Annotated in this window: 14 protein-coding genes; 9 read left to right on the forward strand and 5 right to left on the reverse strand. The window is 64.0% G+C overall.

All coding sequences use genetic code 11. The features are described from left to right. Positions 1-86: 86 nt before the first annotated feature. Positions 87-1235 (reverse strand): MFS transporter, encoded by a 1149-nt coding sequence (locus ACQ651_RS15540; RefSeq protein ID WP_227285730.1) that lies wholly within the window; start codon positions 1233-1235, stop codon positions 87-89. Positions 1236-1389: 154 nt separating this feature from the next. Here ACQ651_RS15540 and ACQ651_RS15545 point away from each other — a divergent pair, with 154 nt between their 5' ends. From ACQ651_RS15545 to ACQ651_RS15565, 5 genes are read left to right on the forward strand one after another with little or no spacing between them, the layout of a single operon-like run. Beyond that, a complete protein-coding gene (locus ACQ651_RS15545; RefSeq protein WP_227285729.1) occupies positions 1390-2004 on the forward strand; it encodes a glutathione S-transferase family protein in 615 nt (204 codons plus the stop codon). A 13-nt stretch (positions 2005-2017) separates the two neighbouring features. After that, positions 2018-2725, forward strand: coding sequence for a dienelactone hydrolase family protein (locus ACQ651_RS15550; RefSeq protein ID WP_227285728.1), 708 nt, complete (start codon positions 2018-2020; stop codon positions 2723-2725). Continuing rightward, a complete protein-coding gene (locus tag ACQ651_RS15555) occupies positions 2722-4263 on the forward strand; it encodes an FAD-dependent monooxygenase (RefSeq protein WP_430449774.1) in 1542 nt (513 codons plus the stop codon). The genes ACQ651_RS15550 and ACQ651_RS15555 overlap by 4 nt, the downstream gene beginning before the upstream one ends. Next, positions 4256-5266 carry a 3-oxoacyl-[acyl-carrier-protein] synthase III C-terminal domain-containing protein gene (locus ACQ651_RS15560; RefSeq protein ID WP_227285726.1) on the forward strand — a complete coding sequence of 337 codons (1011 nt, stop codon included), beginning with the start codon at positions 4256-4258 and terminating at the stop codon, positions 5264-5266. Before ACQ651_RS15555 ends, ACQ651_RS15560 begins: the two co-directional genes overlap by 8 nt. Positions 5267-5284: 18 nt before the next feature. Beyond that, on the forward strand, positions 5285-6280 hold the full coding sequence (locus tag ACQ651_RS15565; protein WP_430449775.1) for an aldo/keto reductase: 996 nt from the start codon (positions 5285-5287) through the stop codon (positions 6278-6280). Positions 6281-6322: 42 nt separating this feature from the next. Here the strand turns inward: ACQ651_RS15565 and ACQ651_RS15570 are convergent, their stop codons facing one another. Further along, complete coding sequence (locus tag ACQ651_RS15570; protein WP_227285724.1) at positions 6323-7252, reverse strand: LysR family transcriptional regulator; 930 nt, start codon at positions 7250-7252, stop codon at positions 6323-6325. Positions 7253-7519: 267 nt separating this feature from the next. Continuing rightward, positions 7520-8056 carry a lipocalin family protein gene (locus ACQ651_RS15575; protein WP_227285723.1) on the reverse strand — a complete coding sequence of 179 codons (537 nt, stop codon included), beginning with the start codon at positions 8054-8056 and terminating at the stop codon, positions 7520-7522. 169 nt (positions 8057-8225) lie between these two features. On the opposite strand from ACQ651_RS15575, the gene ACQ651_RS15580 reads away from it, so the two are divergent. Further along, positions 8226-9908 (forward strand): ABC transporter permease, encoded by a 1683-nt coding sequence (locus ACQ651_RS15580; RefSeq protein ID WP_227285722.1) that lies wholly within the window; start codon positions 8226-8228, stop codon positions 9906-9908. Positions 9909-9980: 72 nt separating this feature from the next. On the opposite strand, the gene ACQ651_RS15585 is transcribed toward ACQ651_RS15580, so the two are convergent. Continuing rightward, a complete protein-coding gene (locus ACQ651_RS15585; RefSeq protein WP_430449776.1) occupies positions 9981-10997 on the reverse strand; it encodes an extracellular solute-binding protein in 1017 nt (338 codons plus the stop codon). Positions 10998-11193: 196 nt separating this feature from the next. Between ACQ651_RS15585 and ACQ651_RS15590 the strand changes: the two genes are divergently transcribed. The 3 genes from ACQ651_RS15590 (at position 11194) to ACQ651_RS15600 (ending at position 14857) form a co-directional block, all read left to right on the forward strand. Continuing rightward, entirely contained in the window at positions 11194-12369 is a 1176-nt protein-coding gene (locus ACQ651_RS15590; RefSeq protein WP_430449777.1) for an MFS transporter, read from the forward strand. Between the two features lie 134 nt (positions 12370-12503). Continuing rightward, positions 12504-13994, forward strand: coding sequence for a SulP family inorganic anion transporter (locus ACQ651_RS15595; protein WP_430449778.1), 1491 nt, complete (start codon positions 12504-12506; stop codon positions 13992-13994). A gap of 11 nt (positions 13995-14005) precedes the next feature. Next, positions 14006-14857: a universal stress protein gene (locus ACQ651_RS15600; RefSeq protein WP_430449779.1), complete on the forward strand. Its 852-nt coding sequence runs from the start codon at positions 14006-14008 to the stop codon at positions 14855-14857. An 87-nt stretch (positions 14858-14944) separates the two neighbouring features. Here ACQ651_RS15600 and ACQ651_RS15605 read toward each other — a convergent pair whose 3' ends face one another. Then, positions 14945-16216, reverse strand: a complete 1272-nt coding sequence (locus tag ACQ651_RS15605; protein ID WP_430449780.1) for a DEAD/DEAH box helicase — start codon at positions 16214-16216, stop codon at positions 14945-14947. Positions 16217-16240: the final 24 nt, after the last annotated feature.

The raw sequence follows: 16240 nt of genomic DNA on the forward strand, positions 1-16240 counted from the left end.
GCATTGGCGTATTTCCGCCAAAACGGAAGGAAATGGCGGGCACAGATGATTGTGCCCGCCATGGAAGTCTTGATTTGCGAATGGAATCAGGTGCGAACCGACTGGCGCTGGCGGCTGACTACGGCCAGCAGGAGACCCGCACCGCACATGGCCGCCCCGATCAGCGGCACCTGCGTGTAGGTGACGCCGGAATGCAGGGCCTGGCTGCCCAGCCAAGCGCCAAGACCGTTGCCGAGATTGAAGGCCGCGATGTTGAAGGCCGAAGCCATGACCGGCGCATCGCCCGCATGCGACATGACCTGTACCTGCAGGGCCGGGATGGTGGAGAACAACGCCATCCCGAAAAAGAAGACCGCCACGATCATCGCGATCGGATAGGGCATCACGAAGGAGATCACGATCAGAACCGAGATCAGGAACATGAGGCTGATTTGAATGGCGCGGCCGAGATTCCAATCAGCCAGCCGCCCGCCCAGTGGATTCCCGAGGAACATCCCGAAGCCGAAGAGCAACAGGATACTGGGCACCCAGCTGGATGGCAGGCCCGTCACATCGGTCAGCATCGGCGCGATGAAGGTGAAGGTGGTGAAGGTGCCGCCAAAACCCAGAGTGGTCATCATCAACGCTCTGATCATCTCGGGCCTCAGCAACACCGCGAATTCGGCCCGCAGGTTGGAGACTTTGGAGGATTCGACCCGTGGCAGCCACATTATCAAGGCAACCGCCGTGACCGCCGCAAGCCCGGACAGGATGACAAATGTGGATCGCCAGCCCAATGCCTGCCCCACCGCAGTGCCGGCCGGTGAGCCGAACATGTTGGCGATGGTCGACCCCAGAAACACCGCCGCGATGGCCCGGGCCGCTTTGCCCGGTTCCACCAACTGGGTCGCGACAACGGCGCCCAGCCCGAAGAACGTTGCTTGCGCCAGGGCGGTGATGATCCGCGCGGTGAGCATGAGCTCATAGGTCGGCGCGATCGCGCAGGCCAGATTGCCCAAGGTGAAGAGACCCATCAACGCGATCAGCACGCGCTTGCGTTGAAACTGGATCAGAAATGGCGTCAGCAGCGGCGCGCCAAGCACCACGCCGAAGGCATAGCCGCTGATCAGGTATCCGGCGGTCGGGATCGAGACGCCGAAATCGGTCGCGACCTCGGGCAGCAGGCCCATGATCACGAATTCACTGGTATTGATGACAAATATCCCCAGGGCGAGGATCAGAACCGCAAAAGGCATTTTGGCCTCCTTTACTCGACGGATGAACCGAGTATCGGGGCAGGAATTTGGCGGGTGACCCCCAAAATATTGAAACAGCCGTTTCACTATCCGGCGTTGTTTGGCGCCCGGGCTTGCCGGATGTTGCCCGAGACATCCAGGTAAGGAGGTACCGATGCCAACGGAAATGACGCTTTATACCATCAACGGTTCATGCTCGGATGCGGTCGTGGCGCTCTGCGCCCATCTTGGCCTGCCGGTCGAGTTGCGGGAACGACGCGATCACGACGCCGATCTGGCGACGGTCAATCCCAGCCGGACGGTGCCGACGCTGGTGACCGACGAAGGCCTGACGCTGACCGAAACCACCGCCATCCTGAACCATCTTGCGCGCAGCTTTGCCGCGGAGATGCTGGGCCGGACCCCGGCCATGCGGGCCCGCAACGACGAGATGCTGAGCTTTCTCGCCACATCCGTCTACAATGCCTTCCTGCTGAGGTTCCGGCCCGATCGGTCTGCGGAGGATCCGGCTGCGCAGCAGGCCGTTCGCGCCATGTCCGACGCCGAGATCGCGAAGGCGCTGGACATGCTGGAGACGCGGGTCAGCAATCAGACCTTCGCCCTTGGCGAAAACCTGACATCATCGGATTTCTTCCTGCTGGTGATGCTGAACTGGGCCGATCGGATCGACGGCAGGCTGCTGAGATCCCGGCCAAAGCTGGCCGCCCATTTCGAGGCGTTGAAGGAAATGCCGTTTCACGCCCGTGCCTTTGGTGCGCAGGCCGCCTGAAGCGATGTCAGCCATGACAGATATCAGGTTCGAAACCGGCGCGGCCAGCTATGGCGGCGTTTTCGTCGACCGGCAGGCGCGGCGCACGGTACTGATCCTACCCGATTGGCGGGGATATCAGACCGCTTATGCCATGCGCCGCGGCATCGAGATTGCCGATGCGCATGGATGCAATGTGGTGGTCAGCGACCTTTACGGAGAGGCCTATCGGCCCCGGGAATACGGCGGAGATGCCGAGATCTGGATCGCCCGGACCCTGGGCGACCCTGAAGCCCTGCGCGGCAATCTGTCGACCTATATCAGCGCCCTGTGCGAGACGCTCTCGATCACACCGCGAAGCCTGCATGTGGTGGGATATTGCCTCGGTGGGGCGCTGAGCTTCGAGATGGGCCGGGCGGATGCCGATCTGGCGGCGGTCGCCAGCGTGCACGGCATCCCGTCAAGCAGAAAGCCCATCACCATGCTGGCAAGCGACACGCGCTTTGTCGCGATCCACGGCGCGTCGGACCCGATCATAGGCATGGAGCACATCACCGCCTTCCAGACCGAGATGACCGAGGCGGGCGTGGACTGGATCAGCCTGGCCCTCGGGCATGCCCGCCACGGCTTCACCAATGAAGAGATCGACCCACACGGCCAGGCGCAACGGTTTGATGCGGGCGCGGCACGCCATTGCCTGAACGGCCTACAAAGCTTTCTTTATGCGGAGGCGACGCCATGACACCCGATCAACGCGTTCTTATCGTCGGCGCGGGGCCCGTGGGCCTGACGCTGGCCTGTCTTCTGGCCAGCGCCGGGACGCCGTTTCGCATCATCGATGGCAAACCGGCCCCCGTCGGCGACTCGCGCGCCCTGGGCGTGCACGCCCGCACGCTTGAGGTGATGCAATCGCTGGACCTGGCCCAGGCGTTCATCCGCCATGGCCGTGTCACCCGCTACATGACATTTCACGACAAGACGCGCGCGCTCTTCTCTCTCGATTTCGAAATTCTGCGCCGCGACACGGCCTATCCCTTCTATCTGATCCTGCCGCAATCGATCACCGAGCGGCTGCTTTATGACAAGCTGCGCAGCCTTGGCGGGGACGTGGAGTGGAACACCACCCTGCGCAGTCTGGAGGAAGATGCCGATGGCGTTGTCGTCCATTCCGCGGGCAAGACCATGCGGCATGATTATGTGGTGGGCTGCGACGGCGCCGCGAGCGTCGTGCGCAAATCCCTCGGCATAGATTTTTCCGGGCTCACCTATGACGCGCGTTTCGTGCTGTCGGAAGTCAGGATCGCCGAAGACCGGCTGGCCACGGACGCAACCCATGTGATCATGGCCAACCAGTCCGTTCTGGCGGCGATCCCGCTGCCGAACGGCGCCTATCGGCTGGTCGGGCCGGACAGTATGGCCAGCACCGATCTGGCATCGGGCGCACAGATCAGCTTTGATGCCTTTGCCGATTTCCTGCGCCGCAACGGGCTGTTCCCCGATACGCGCCTTTATGATCCGTCGCGCGTCGTCTCCTACAAGATGCAGAAACGTGTCGCTGACAGGTTCATGACCGGCCGGGTGTTTCTGGCAGGCGATGCCGCGCATATTCACTCGCCCGCCGGCGGGCAGGGTATGAATATGGGTATTCAGGATGCGGCCAATCTGGCCTGGAAGCTCTCCGTCTCGCACCACGGGCCGGCCCCGGGCCTGCTGGACAGCTACGGCCAGGAACGGCGCGGCATCGCGCTCAGCGTCGCAAATGGCACGGACCGTGCCCTGCGCCTGATGAATTCGCCCAATCTTCTGCATCGGATCGCATTCCGCTTCGTCGCACCGGTTCTCTGCCGTTTCTGGCAACCCCGAGTGCTGATCGAGGCGATGGCGCAACTGCGGATCGCCTATGGGACCGGGCCCGATCCGGTCGCCCCGGGCAAGCGGCTGCCATGGGTACGGCTGGCCGATGGCGGCGACCTCTTTGACCTGCTGGCGCCGGGCCGGATGCTGGTGCTGCACCTGTCGGGCGGCGATGCACTAGGTGGTGCATGGCCCGTCGACGAGATCAGGCTGGACGACAATCGCTATTACCGCCCCGGCGAAACCGCAGGCCCTATGACGGTGCGCCCCGCAACTACGCGGGAGCGCGCGAAGCTGGGGCCGGTCGCGCGGGTTCTGGTCCGACCGGACGGCTATGTTGCGGCGGTTGACCGGTCGCTCCGCGATCGCGCGGTGTCCAACAGGCTTGGCGAGCTGTTCGCCGCAGGCGCGTCCGCGGATGGCTGATCCGCTTTTCATTGCCGGCCTTGGCGCAGTGCCCGGCCCGGACCGGCTTTCGGTCAGCGACGCGGTTCGGGCAGGTCGGTACGAAAAAGACCGCGCCGAGGCGGACGGCTATGTCTCCATCATCCGGGAGCCTGTGCGCGCATCTTACGAAATGGGCCTTGCCGCCGCAAAGGACGCGCTTGCGGAGGCGGGTCTTCGCGGCATCGATCTGTCCGGGCTGGCCTATACGTCGATCCATCGTCACGGCCAGCCGCGGTTATGGGCGCCGGCATCCTGGGTGCAGCGCCATCTGGATATCGGCGGGCATGTTCCGGCGCTGAGCGTGAACCAGGGCTGCAATGGCTTGCTTCAGGCCATGATCGCACTTGGACCGCTTTGCGATCGACGTCCCGACGGGCAGCTGTTGCTGGTCGGGGCGGACCGGTTCGAGGCATCGGGTTTTGACCGCTGGCAATCGGATTACGGGCTTTTGTACGGCGACGCGGCGGCAGGCGTGGTCCTGTCCCGCCGGGGCGGGTTCGCCCGGGTTCTGCATCTGGCGCTTGACGGTGCCCCCGATCTGGAAGAGCTGCACCGCGACGCCGCGCCCAGCGATGAAACGCCCGATAGCTGGCGCCGCGAATACGATGTGCGCCGCAGCAAAAAAGCGTTTCTGGCGGCGCATGGCCATGCAGGCTTCGCAGGGCCGCTGAACCGGGCGCTTGATCGTCTGAAGACCGGACTGCTGTCCAGCCCGGACTGGACAGGCCCTGCGGATTGGCTCTTCACGCCCTTTGTCGGGGCCTCCGTCCGCGATGCGACATATGAGGCGGTCTTCGGCGCGCTCGGGCAGCGATCCGGCTGGGAGATCGGCAGGACGCACGGCCATCTGGGCACCACCGATGGCTGGGTCGGTCTGGCGGAGATCCGCGCGAAAGGCCTTCTGCACAGCGGCGACCGCGTTCTGATCGTCTCGGCCGGGGTGGGCTTCAGCTGCGGCGTGATCCTTCTTGAAATCCTCTGAACTGAAAAGGAAAGATCCATGAAAACCAGGCAAATAGGACAATCCGGGCTCAGCACCTCAACGCTTGGACTGGGCTGCATGGCGATGTCGGAGTTCTACGGTGCGTTTGACGAGGCCGAGGCGATCTACACGCTGGAGCGCGCGATGGATTATGCCGTCACCATGCTGGATACCGCCGATCTCTACGGAGATGGCCGGAACGAGGAACTTCTGGGCCGGTTCATCGCCCAGACCAGCCATACCCCCTTGATCGCCTCCAAATGCGGCATCGTCCGGACCGACGAGATCATGTCGGACGGAAACTTCAAGCGGGAGCGCTGCGGCACTCCCGACTACATCACCGCAAGCTGCGACGACAGCCTGCGGCGGCTGGGGATCGACGTGATCGATCTTTACTATCTGCACCGGGTCGATCCGAACGTTCCTGTGGAGGACAGCATGGGCGCGCTTGCCGAGCTGAAGGCCGCCGGCAAGATCCGCGCGATCGGCCTCTCCGAACCCACGGCTGACGAGTTGACGCGCGCCAATACGGTGGCTCCGGTCGATGCGGTACAGTCGGAATACTCGCTCTGGACCCGGCTGGTGGAGGACGAAGTGTTGCCTGTCATTCGGGATACCGGCGGCACCCTGGTCTGTTACTCGCCGCTTGGCCGGGGATTGCTGCGCAAGACAGGTGCACCGCCCAAGCTGGACGCGGATGATTTCCGCCGGACCTTGCCACGGTTCACGCAAGACAGCTTCGATGCCAATGCGCCTTTGTTCGATCTGCTGGACGAGGTCGCGGCGGAGGCCGGTGTGAGCGTACCGCAGCTGATGCTGATCTGGCTGCTCGATCAGGGCGGTGACATCGTACCGATCCCGGGCGCGCGCAAGATCGCACATCTGGAGCAGAATGCCGCCGCCGTCGATCTGAGCGTCGATCGGGCCGCGCTTGATCGCCTCTCCGCAGCTTTCTCGCCCAACGCGGTCGTCGGCGCACGCTATACCGAGGGGAAGGCGGTGAAAGCCGGCTGATCTCGCGGCGGAAGCATATGGCGGCATCGGAGCACGCGCCCCCTAGGTGGGATCGCCGCCCCGAGCCGCCATGATGCTTGCGGACTCCTTCCTGATCGCCTTGCGGATGAAGTCGCGAAATTCCGTGATATGGCGATAGCTGGACAACCTGTCCGCGGTGACAAGCCAAAGCGGCATCGTGCCCACCACGCCCGGCGTCATCAGGGCGCGCACGCCGGGAAGTCGCTGGCCCACGATATCCGGCAAGATACCTGCGCCGATACCGTTCTGGATCGCGTCCACCAGCCCGGTGTACTCCGATATCGCCAATCCGGTGCGCCGCGCACTGAGCACTTCACTCAGCTTTTGCTGAGGCATGCTCACACTTGTGCCCGGCGTCCATGTAATGCCGCGAAGCCCGGTTTCCGACAGGGCCTGCCACGCATCCACGGGTTCGAACCCGTCCGGCAGGATCCCTTCGGCGCAATAGACGTTGAAGGACACCGAGCCGACGCGCTGCCGCACGACGGCGCCGCGTTCGGGTTCGACAAATCGCAACGCGACATCCCCCTGCCCCGAGCCGATATCGACAATCCGAAACGATGTATCCACATCGATCATCACGTTCGGCCAGCGTTCCATATAGGATTCGATATTGGGAAATATCAGCGCATTGGCCAAGGCGGGCGTGGTGGAAAACCGCAATTCGATCCGCTGAGTGTCGCGCATGCGGGTTGCAAGATCGGGCGCGTTGGAAAGCAGACGTTCGGCTTCCTGCCATATCTCGACAAGGTTCTGAGCGTTCGGCGTCAGCTCCAAACCCTGGTTGCAACGGCTGAGCAACGGGAACCCGATTGCCTTTTGCAGCGAATTTATCCGTCGGCTGACGGTGGGGCCGCTGATTTTGAGATCCTGTGCCGCATTCGCGACCGATCCCGCGCGGAGGTAGCCCAGAAATACGCGGATATCTTCCCAACTCGGATCACGTGACACGGGTCTCAACCTTAAATGGCCGGGTAAAACACCGCTATCGCGGCACGGGGGCAGCGCAGGGAAACTAGCACATAGCCCAAACCCTCACCACATGGGGACCGGGCACGGCGTGTATTTGCGCGCGCGGGCGCCCGGCGAACTCCGGTATGCCCGCCCTGACGGCGCGATCCGCGGTCCGTTGGTCACTATGCAGGCGCTGTTTGAAGTGTCGACGCCCCGTTGTCCGGGCCGGCAAGCCGATCTCGCGCCGGTTTTCGCCGCGCCGGGCTAGCGCGCGGCCATCGCCCCGCTGGCCTGCAATCGGGAGAGGTCGTAGCCGTTGAAGGCCAGCACTTCGCGCGCGGCGGCAAGGCGATCGGCCGGGATCACGGGCTCCCGGTTCAGGATCCAGCCGGCGCGCCCGTCGGGCTGGCCGATCACAGCGGTGCGGTACCCTTCATCAACCCACAGGACCCAGTAGGGCGCGGCCACCGGCACGCCGGAGAGCCGGACCGACAGGCGGCCGGGTCCGACGATGGTGGCCCGTCCGCTTATGTCGTCGGTCGGCACGCCGGTTTCATCAAGGCAGGTGTTGCGAATGGCAATATCGCCCCCGGGGCGCGGTTGATACTCCGCTATGGCACCGGCGCAACCGGCCTGGAACGGGTTGGGATACCGCGCCACTTCGTACCACCGCCCCGCATAGCGCGCCGGATCGAAATTCGCGTTGGAGGCGATGGTCACCGACTGATCCCTGTAGCTGGGCGCGAAGACGCCGCAACCCGACAGTGCGAGCAGAAGAAGAGACACGATTGCAAAACGCATGGGAACAGCCCTGACGATGAGTATCGGACATAGCTGAAGCCAGTTCCGCCATCGGGGCAACCCCCCGCAACGGCGGGACGGCGACCAATAGCCACTATCCGAGCAAATATGTCAGGAAATCCGTCGGACAGTCTTGTGCGCGGCGCGATCCATCGCCTAGAGCAGGTACATGGGACGACGCTACTCCTCCTCCAGACGGCTTGGCGCGCTGGCATGGCTGGCGGCAGGCCTGTGCATCCTGCCGATGGCGGCGGTGGTTCTGGCCGCACTGACCGGCGGGCTGGAGACATTGACCCGTCTGGGCGAAACGGTACTGCCGCGCTATGCCGCCACGACGGGCATCCTGATCCTCGTGGTGGGCCTTGGCACCGCGATCATCGGCTCCGGTACGGCATGGCTTGTCACGGCGACGCGCTTTCCCGGCCGGCGCGTTCTCGAAATCGCTCTTGCCCTGCCGCTGGCCTTCCCGGCCTATGTGCTGGCCTATGCCTACACCGATTTCCTCGATCATCCGGGATGGGTGCAGACGACATTGCGCGACGTGATGGGCTGGGGCCCCCGCGACTATTGGTTCCCCGAGATCCGGTCTCTTGGCGGCGCGGCGGCGATGCTGACGCTGGTTCTCTATCCTTACGTCTACCTTCTGGCCCGCGCGGCGTTCCTGCAGCAATCGGCGACGGCCTATATCGCCGCGCGAACGCTCGGGCGCGGGCCATGGGGCGCGTTCTACCACGTTTCCCTTCCCATCGCGCGGCCTGCCATCGCCGGTGGCGTTCTTCTGGCCTTGATGGAAACCCTCGCCGATTACGGCACTGTCGCCTATTTCGGCGTGCAGACCTTCGCCACCGGCATCTATGTCAGCTGGTTCGGCCTCTTCGACCGGGCGGGCGCGGCACAACTGGCGCTGTGCCTGCTTGTCGTGGCGCTGGCCCTTGCCATGCTGGAGCGCTCGCAACGCAAGCACCTGCGTCACCACGATGCCGGGCGGCGGTTCGAGCGGATGGAGCCCATCACGCTGACCGGGCGGCATTCGGTCGGCGCATTCGTGTTTTGCGCGTTGCCGGTCCTGCTCGGGTTCCTTCTGCCCACGATCCTGCTGATCACGCTCGGCTGGGACTCGGGCGAGCTGTTGTTCACACCGCGCTATCTGGCCTTTTTGCAGAACTCGGTGACGCTTGCGAGCATCGCCGCGATCCTCACGGTCGCCGCCGCCGTGTTCCTCGGCTCCAACGCGCGCCTGCATCCGACGCCGAGCGCAAAGGCCACGACCCGCGTGGCGGGGATCGGTTATGCGGTGCCGGGCGGGGTGATCGCGGTTGGCCTGCTCTTTCCCTTCGCCGCGCTCGACAATGCCATCGACCGGATGATGGAGGCCAGTTTCGGGATCGACACCGGGCTGCTGATCACCGGGTCGATCTGGCTGATGATCGTGGCCTATATGGTCCGCTTCATGGCCGTGGCGCTCAACACCTACGATTCCGGGCTGGCGACGATCAACCCCAATGTCGACGCGGTGGCGCGCACCCTTGGCCAGAGCCCGATACCGATGCTGCGGCGCATCCACTTGCCGGTGCTGAGACCCGCGGTGCTGACGGCGCTGCTGATCGTGTTTGTCGATGTGATGAAGGAACTGCCCGCGACGCTGATCCTGCGGCCTTTCAATTACGACACCCTGGCGGTGCAGGCGCACCGGCTGGCCTCGGACGAGCGCCTGCATGAGGCCGCGGTGCCAAGCCTCGTGATCGTCGCCGTCGGGCTGATCCCGGTAACGCTTCTATGCTGGAGCATCGGGCGGGACGCCCGGGTCGGCCGGGCGGCACGGCGCACCGGCAGCGGGCAGCTCGAAGCGTAGGCCAGAGCAAAAAAAAGCGGGCGCCACATGGGCACCCGCTTCGCGATATCTGTCGGTGGCTTTTGGCCGGGCTTACTCCCAACCGGCGTTGTTCAGCACATCCACCGCGGCGTCCACATTGTCGGCGATTTCCGATAGATCGATCGTATCGGGGCGGAAGATGCCAAGCGACGCGACCGAGGGGCTGAGGGCCACACCCGGGACCGCAGGATACTCATCGTTGCCCGCGGAGAAGTATTCCTGCGCCTGATCGCTGGCGAGATACTCCAGGAAGGCGATGGCGTTGTCGCGATTTGGCGCATGCGCGGCGACACCGCCACCCGAGATGTTCATATGCGCGCCCAGATCGTTCTGGTTCGGGAACACCCACCCGACCATGTCGAGCGAGCCGGACAGGCCGTCAACCTCGGTGCGGATGGCGCGACCGAAGTAATAGGTGTTCGACATCGCGATGTCGCACTCCCCCGAAACGATACCGCGAAGCTGATCGGTGTCGCCGCCCTGCGGGTCGCGGGCGAAGTTGCCGACCACGGCGGTGGCCCATTCCTGGGTCGCCTCGACACCCAGATGCGCGATCAGCGCGGCAACAATGTTCTGGGTATAGACGTTGGAGGAGGAGCGGATGCAGACCATGCCCTCATATTCCGGGTTGGCGAGATCCTGATAGGTCCGCGGCGGGTTTTCGACATCGTTACGGTCGTAGAACAGGATCCGCGAGCGCTGCGAGAAACCGAACCAGTGGTTTTCGTCATCCTGCAGATAGGCCGGAATGCGCGCCTCAAGCACGTCGCTTTCCACCGGCTGCAGCAAACCCATATCGGTGGCGCGCGCGAGGCGGACGGTGTCGACGGTCAGGAACACGTCGGCGGGCGAGTTCTCGCCCTCGGCCTCCATCCGCGCGATCAGTTCATCGGCATTGCCTTCGATCCGGTTGATGGCGATCCCGGTCAGCTCCGTGAATTCGGAATAGAGCCGTTCGTCGGTGTCGTAATGGCGGGAGGAATAGAGGTTCAGTTCCTGAGCCTGGGCGGCTGTCAGGCTGCTCGCGACGATGATTGTGCCGAGCAGAAGGGCAAGTGTGCGGGTCATCTAGGACGCTCCGTTGCTGGAATTCGATATTACCTGACCGTTTTTGTCGGTTGGGTGGGGGTTTTGAACCTCATCCCTCTCGAGGTGTCAAGAATATCCGACTAAAAGAATCGGAAAAACTATTGAAACACGCGCCCTTGCCGCCCCCTGCGCCAGAAGGCAGGGTGCCGGAAGAGACCGCAGAAGGGGCCATGAGATGAAAGCCGGGTTGGCATTTCTGGTGCTGGGCTATGTGCTCAGCCAGTTCTACCGCGCCTTTCTGGCGGTTCTGGCCCCGGTTCTGGGCGCGGAAATCGGGGCCGGGGCGGAGGATCTGGCCCGCGCCTCCGGCCTGTGGTTCGCGGCCTTCGCGATCATGCAGATCCCGGTGGGCTGGGCGCTGGACACGATCGGGCCGCGAGTGACCGCGGCGGCTCTTTTCGGTCTCTGCGGGGCGGGAGGGGCCGCAGTTTTTGCCATGGCGCAGGGGCCGGGCGCGATCCAGATTGCAATGGTCCTGATCGGCATCGGATGTTCGCCCGTCCTGATGGCCAGCTATTACATCTTCGCGCGGGTCTATTCGCCGGCGGTGTTTGCAACACTGGCAGGCGTTACCGTCGGCGTCAGCTCGCTCGGCAACATTGCCAGCGCCCTGCCAATGGCCAGCGCGATCGACGCTTTCGGCTGGCGCGAGACGGTATGGGCCCTGGCCGGGATGACCCTGGCCGTGGCCCTCGCCATGGCGCTGCTGGTGCGCGATCCGGCCAAGCCCGATGGCGAACCCAAGGGCTCCTTGCTGGACGTGCTGCGCATACCCGGCCTTTGGCTGATCCTGCCGATGATGTTCGTCTGCTACGCCCCCGCCGCCGGGATCAGGGGGCTTTGGATCGCACCCTACATGACCGATGTCTATGGCGCGGTGCTTGCCCAGATCGGAACCGTCACGTTGATCATGGGCCTGGCCATGGCGGCGGGCAATCTGGCCTACGCCCCGCTGGATCGGCTGTTCGGCACCAGAAAACGGGTGGTTCTCGCCGGCAATCTGGTGGTGGTTCTCTGCTGTCTTGTGCTGTGGATCTTTCCGGCGGGCAGCTACTGGACCGCCGTCATGCTGGTGACGGCCATCGGCCTGTTCGGCGCAACCTACCCGATGGTCATCGCCCATGGGCGCAGCTTCCTGCCAGCCCATCTGACAGGGCGCGGGGTGAGCCTGCTGAACCTGTTCGGCATGGGCGGCGCCGGCGTGATGCAGTTTGCCAGCGGCCCGTATTTTGCATGGCTTTCCACAGATGCGCCGCCGGCCGATGCGTTTGGCACATTGTTCGGTGTCTTCGGGCTGGTCGTGCTTTTGGGATGTCTGCCCTATCTCTTTGCTCAGGATCGCACGGATTGAGCTTTGTGCGCCACTGACGGCAGTATTCGGGCCAAAGCTCTGGCCAAACCCGGGCCCGGGCCGGTATGGCCTGCCGCATACGTGCATTTGACGTGCCGCACGCGGCACCGGTTCTGGCGGAGACACCCCGAAACATGTCCCCTGATTTCCTGTCCCGCATGCGGGGCGACTGGCTTGGCAATATCCGCGGCGATCTCCTGTCCGGTCTGGTTGTCGCGCTCGCCCTGATCCCCGAGGCGATCGCCTTTTCGATCATCGCGGGCGTGGACCCGAAGATCGGGCTTTATGCGTCCTTCTCGATCGCGGTGATCACCGCCATTGCGGGCGGGCGACCGGGCATGATCTCGGCTGCGACGGCGGCCACGGCGGTGTTGATGGTGACGCTGGTTCGCGATCACGGATTGCAATACCTGCTGGCGGCGACGGTTCTGGCCGGCCTCCTGCAAATCGCGGCCGGGTTTCTGAGGCTCGGCACAGTCATGCGGTTTGTCTCCCGCTCGGTCATGACCGGGTTCGTCAACGCGCTTGCGATCCTCATCTTCATGGCTCAACTGCCCGAACTGATCGGGGTGCCCTGGCTGACATATGTCATGGTGGCGGGCGGTCTGGCGATCATCTACCTGTTTCCCTACGTCACGACGGCGATCCCCTCCCCGCTTGTCTGTATCGTCGTGTTGACCGGTCTGGCCCTGATGGTGGGTATGGATCTGCGAACCGTGGGCGATATGGGCGCGCTGCCGGATACGTTGCCGGTGTTCCTGATCCCCGATATCCCGCTGACACTGGAAACCTTGCAGATCATCCTGCCCTATTCCGCCGCCGTGGCTGCCGTGGGGTTGCTGGAAAGCCTGATGACCGCGCAGATCGTCGACGATCTGACGGATACGAAATCGGACAAGAACCAGGAATGCATCGGCCAGGGCCTCGCCAATACCGCGACCGGCTTCATTGGCGGCATGGCAGGCTGCGCGATGATCGGCCAGTCGATGATCAATGTGAAATCGGGCGGGCGCGGGCGCCTGTCCTGCTTTGCCGCGGGTGTGTTCCTGCTGATCCTGATCGTGGTTCTGGGCGATATCGTGTCGATCATTCCGATGGCCGCACTGGTCGCGATCATGATCATGGTGTCCATCGGCACGTTCAGCTGGTCGTCGATTGCCAACCTGCGGGATCATCCGCGCAGCTCCTCCATCGTGATGCTGGCAACGGTGGTGGTGACGGTCTACACCCACAACCTGGCTATCGGCGTGCTGACCGGTGTGCTGCTGTCGGGCATTTTCTTTGCGGGGAAAATCGCGCAGCTCTTCCGGGTCACGTCCGAGCTGTCGGCGGATGGCATGACACGGACCTATCACGTGCAGGGACAGTTGTTTTTCGCCTCCGCCGACGCCTTCGCCGCGGCCTTCGATTTCGGTGAGGTGCTGGAGCGCGTGGTGATCGACGTCACCCGCGCCCATATCTGGGATATCTCGTCGGTTGCCGCGCTGGACATGGCGGTGCTCAAGTTCCGCAGGGATGGTGCCGAGGTCGAGATAAAAGGCCTGAACGAGGCGTCCGAGACCATCGTGGACCGGCTGGCCGAACATGACAAACCGGGCGCCATGGACCGGCTGATGGGACATTGAGGGGGGAACCGATGGGCAAGATCATCGCACTGGTCGACGGGTCGATCTATTCGCAAAGCGTATGTGACCATGCGGCATGGGTCGCGAAGGGGAAGGGCTGGCCTGTCGATATCGTCCATGTGATCGGCCGCCGGGATGAAAGCACCGATCCGCGCAACCTGTCGGGCAATATCGGACTGGGCGCACGGACGGCGCTGCTGCACGAACTGGCGGAGCTTGACGCGCAAAAGGCCAAGCTGGCCCGCAAGCGCGGGCAGGCAATCCTGGAGGATGCCGTGGCCCGCGTCGCCGCCGAGGGGGTCGCGGCGCAATCCAAACTTCGGATGGGGGATCTGGTGGAGACCCTGCGCGAGATGGAAACGGAGGCCGAACTGATCATCGTCGGCAAGCGCGGCGAAGCGGCCGATTTCGCCAAGATGCATCTGGGCAGCAATCTGGAACGGGTGATCCGCTCCTCGACCAAACCGATACTGGTGACCTCAAGGGCGTTTCAGCCTGTGAAGACACTGTTGGTGGCCTTCGATGGCGGCGGATCGTCCCTGAAGGCGATTGATCATATCGCCCGTTCGGAGCTTTTTGCCGGGCTGGGCATCCATCTTCTGACCGTCGGCACCGAAAGCACCGGCTTGAGACGCGGGATCGAAGGGGCCGCGGCGCTGTTGACGGGCGCCGGGTATCAGGTGACGGCCGAGGTCGTGGCCGGAGAGCCCGAGACGGTCATCGCCGAACGGGCCGAAGCCCATGATTTCGATCTGCTGATCATGGGCGCCTACGGGCATTCCCGGATCCGGAACCTGTTCATCGGATCGACAACGACCGAGATGATCCGGTCCTGCAAGGTGCCGATCCTGCTGTTCCGCTAAGGCCGATACGGTCCCGCCGGAGGCCTCTTTCGGGAGATCTCCGGCGGGGATGTTTCAGGGCAAGGACGCGACGGGCGCCCGCTACGCTCACGCGGCGTGGCGACGGGGCCGGCGCGGTTTGCGGCTGCCGGTGTTGCCTTGGGGCTTGCCGGCCTGCCCGTTGCCGCCGCCCGGGCCGCGACGCCGCTGTCCGCCACCACCGCGACGCGGCTTGTCGGACTTCACGGCGGCCGGACGGGTCCCGCCCGCGACGGGGATTTCCAGCTTCATCACCTTTTCAACCTGTTTCAGCAGATCGATTTCCTCGGCAGAGCACAGGGTGATCGCCTCCCCCTCAAGACCGGCGCGCGCGGTACGACCGATGCGGTGAACATAATTGTCGGGGACATCCGGAAGGTCGAAGTTGATGACATAGGCGACGCCCGGAATGTCGATGCCACGCGCGGCCACATCCGTTGCAACCAGCGTCTTGATCTGACCGTCGCGAAATGCCTTGATCGCCCGTTCACGCTGCCCTTGCGACTTGTTGCCGTGGATCGACGCTGCGTTGAACCCGTCGGCCACGAGACCCTTCATCAGCTTTTCCGCCCCATGCTTGGTGCGCGCGAAGACAAGGGTCAGCGCCTCGGGATCGCGGGAGAGGATTTCGCGGAGCTTGGCCGGTTTCGCCGGTTTCTCCATGAAATGGATCGACTGGGTGACCTTGTCCGCCGCCTTGCCGGGCGGGGCAACCTGCACCCTGCGCGGGTTGGTCAGATAGGCGCTCGACAACTCTTCCATCTGTTTCGGCATCGTCGCCGAGAACAACATGGTCTGGCGGGGGGTGCCCAGTTTCGGCGCGATCCGGCGCAGCGCATGGATGAAGCCCATGTCGAGCATCTGGTCGGCCTCGTCCAGAACCAGATGCTGCACCGTGTGCAGCTTGACCGCACCGCGATCCATCAGGTCGATCAGGCGGCCGGGCGTGGCGACAAGAATGTCCGTGCCGCGATCCATGCGCTTGATTTGCGCGTTGATCGACTGGCCACCGACAACGACCTGCACCTTCAGCGGCGTGCCGGTGGTAAAGGCCCGAAGGCTCTCGGCGATCTGATTGGCCAGTTCGCGGGTCGGCGCAAGGATCAGCGCCTTGGCGGTCTTGGGGTCGGGTTTGCCGTGCAGAGCAAGCAGATGCTCGATCAACGGCAGGCCGAAGGCCAGGGTCTTGCCGGTGCCGGTCTGCGCCAGGCCCAGGATGTCATGGCCGTCCAGCGCAAGCGGGATCGCCTGGTTCTGGATCGGGGTGGGTTCCTTGAAACCGGTTTTCTTCAGCGCGGTCATCAGGGTCGGCGAGAGGCCGAGCATATCGAAATCGAACAAATAGTACCTTTCTTGCGCGGAACC

It is taken from the genome of Rhodophyticola sp. (assembly GCF_965284195.1).
In the GTDB taxonomy this organism is placed as follows: Bacteria; Pseudomonadota; Alphaproteobacteria; order Rhodobacterales; family Rhodobacteraceae; genus Rhodophyticola.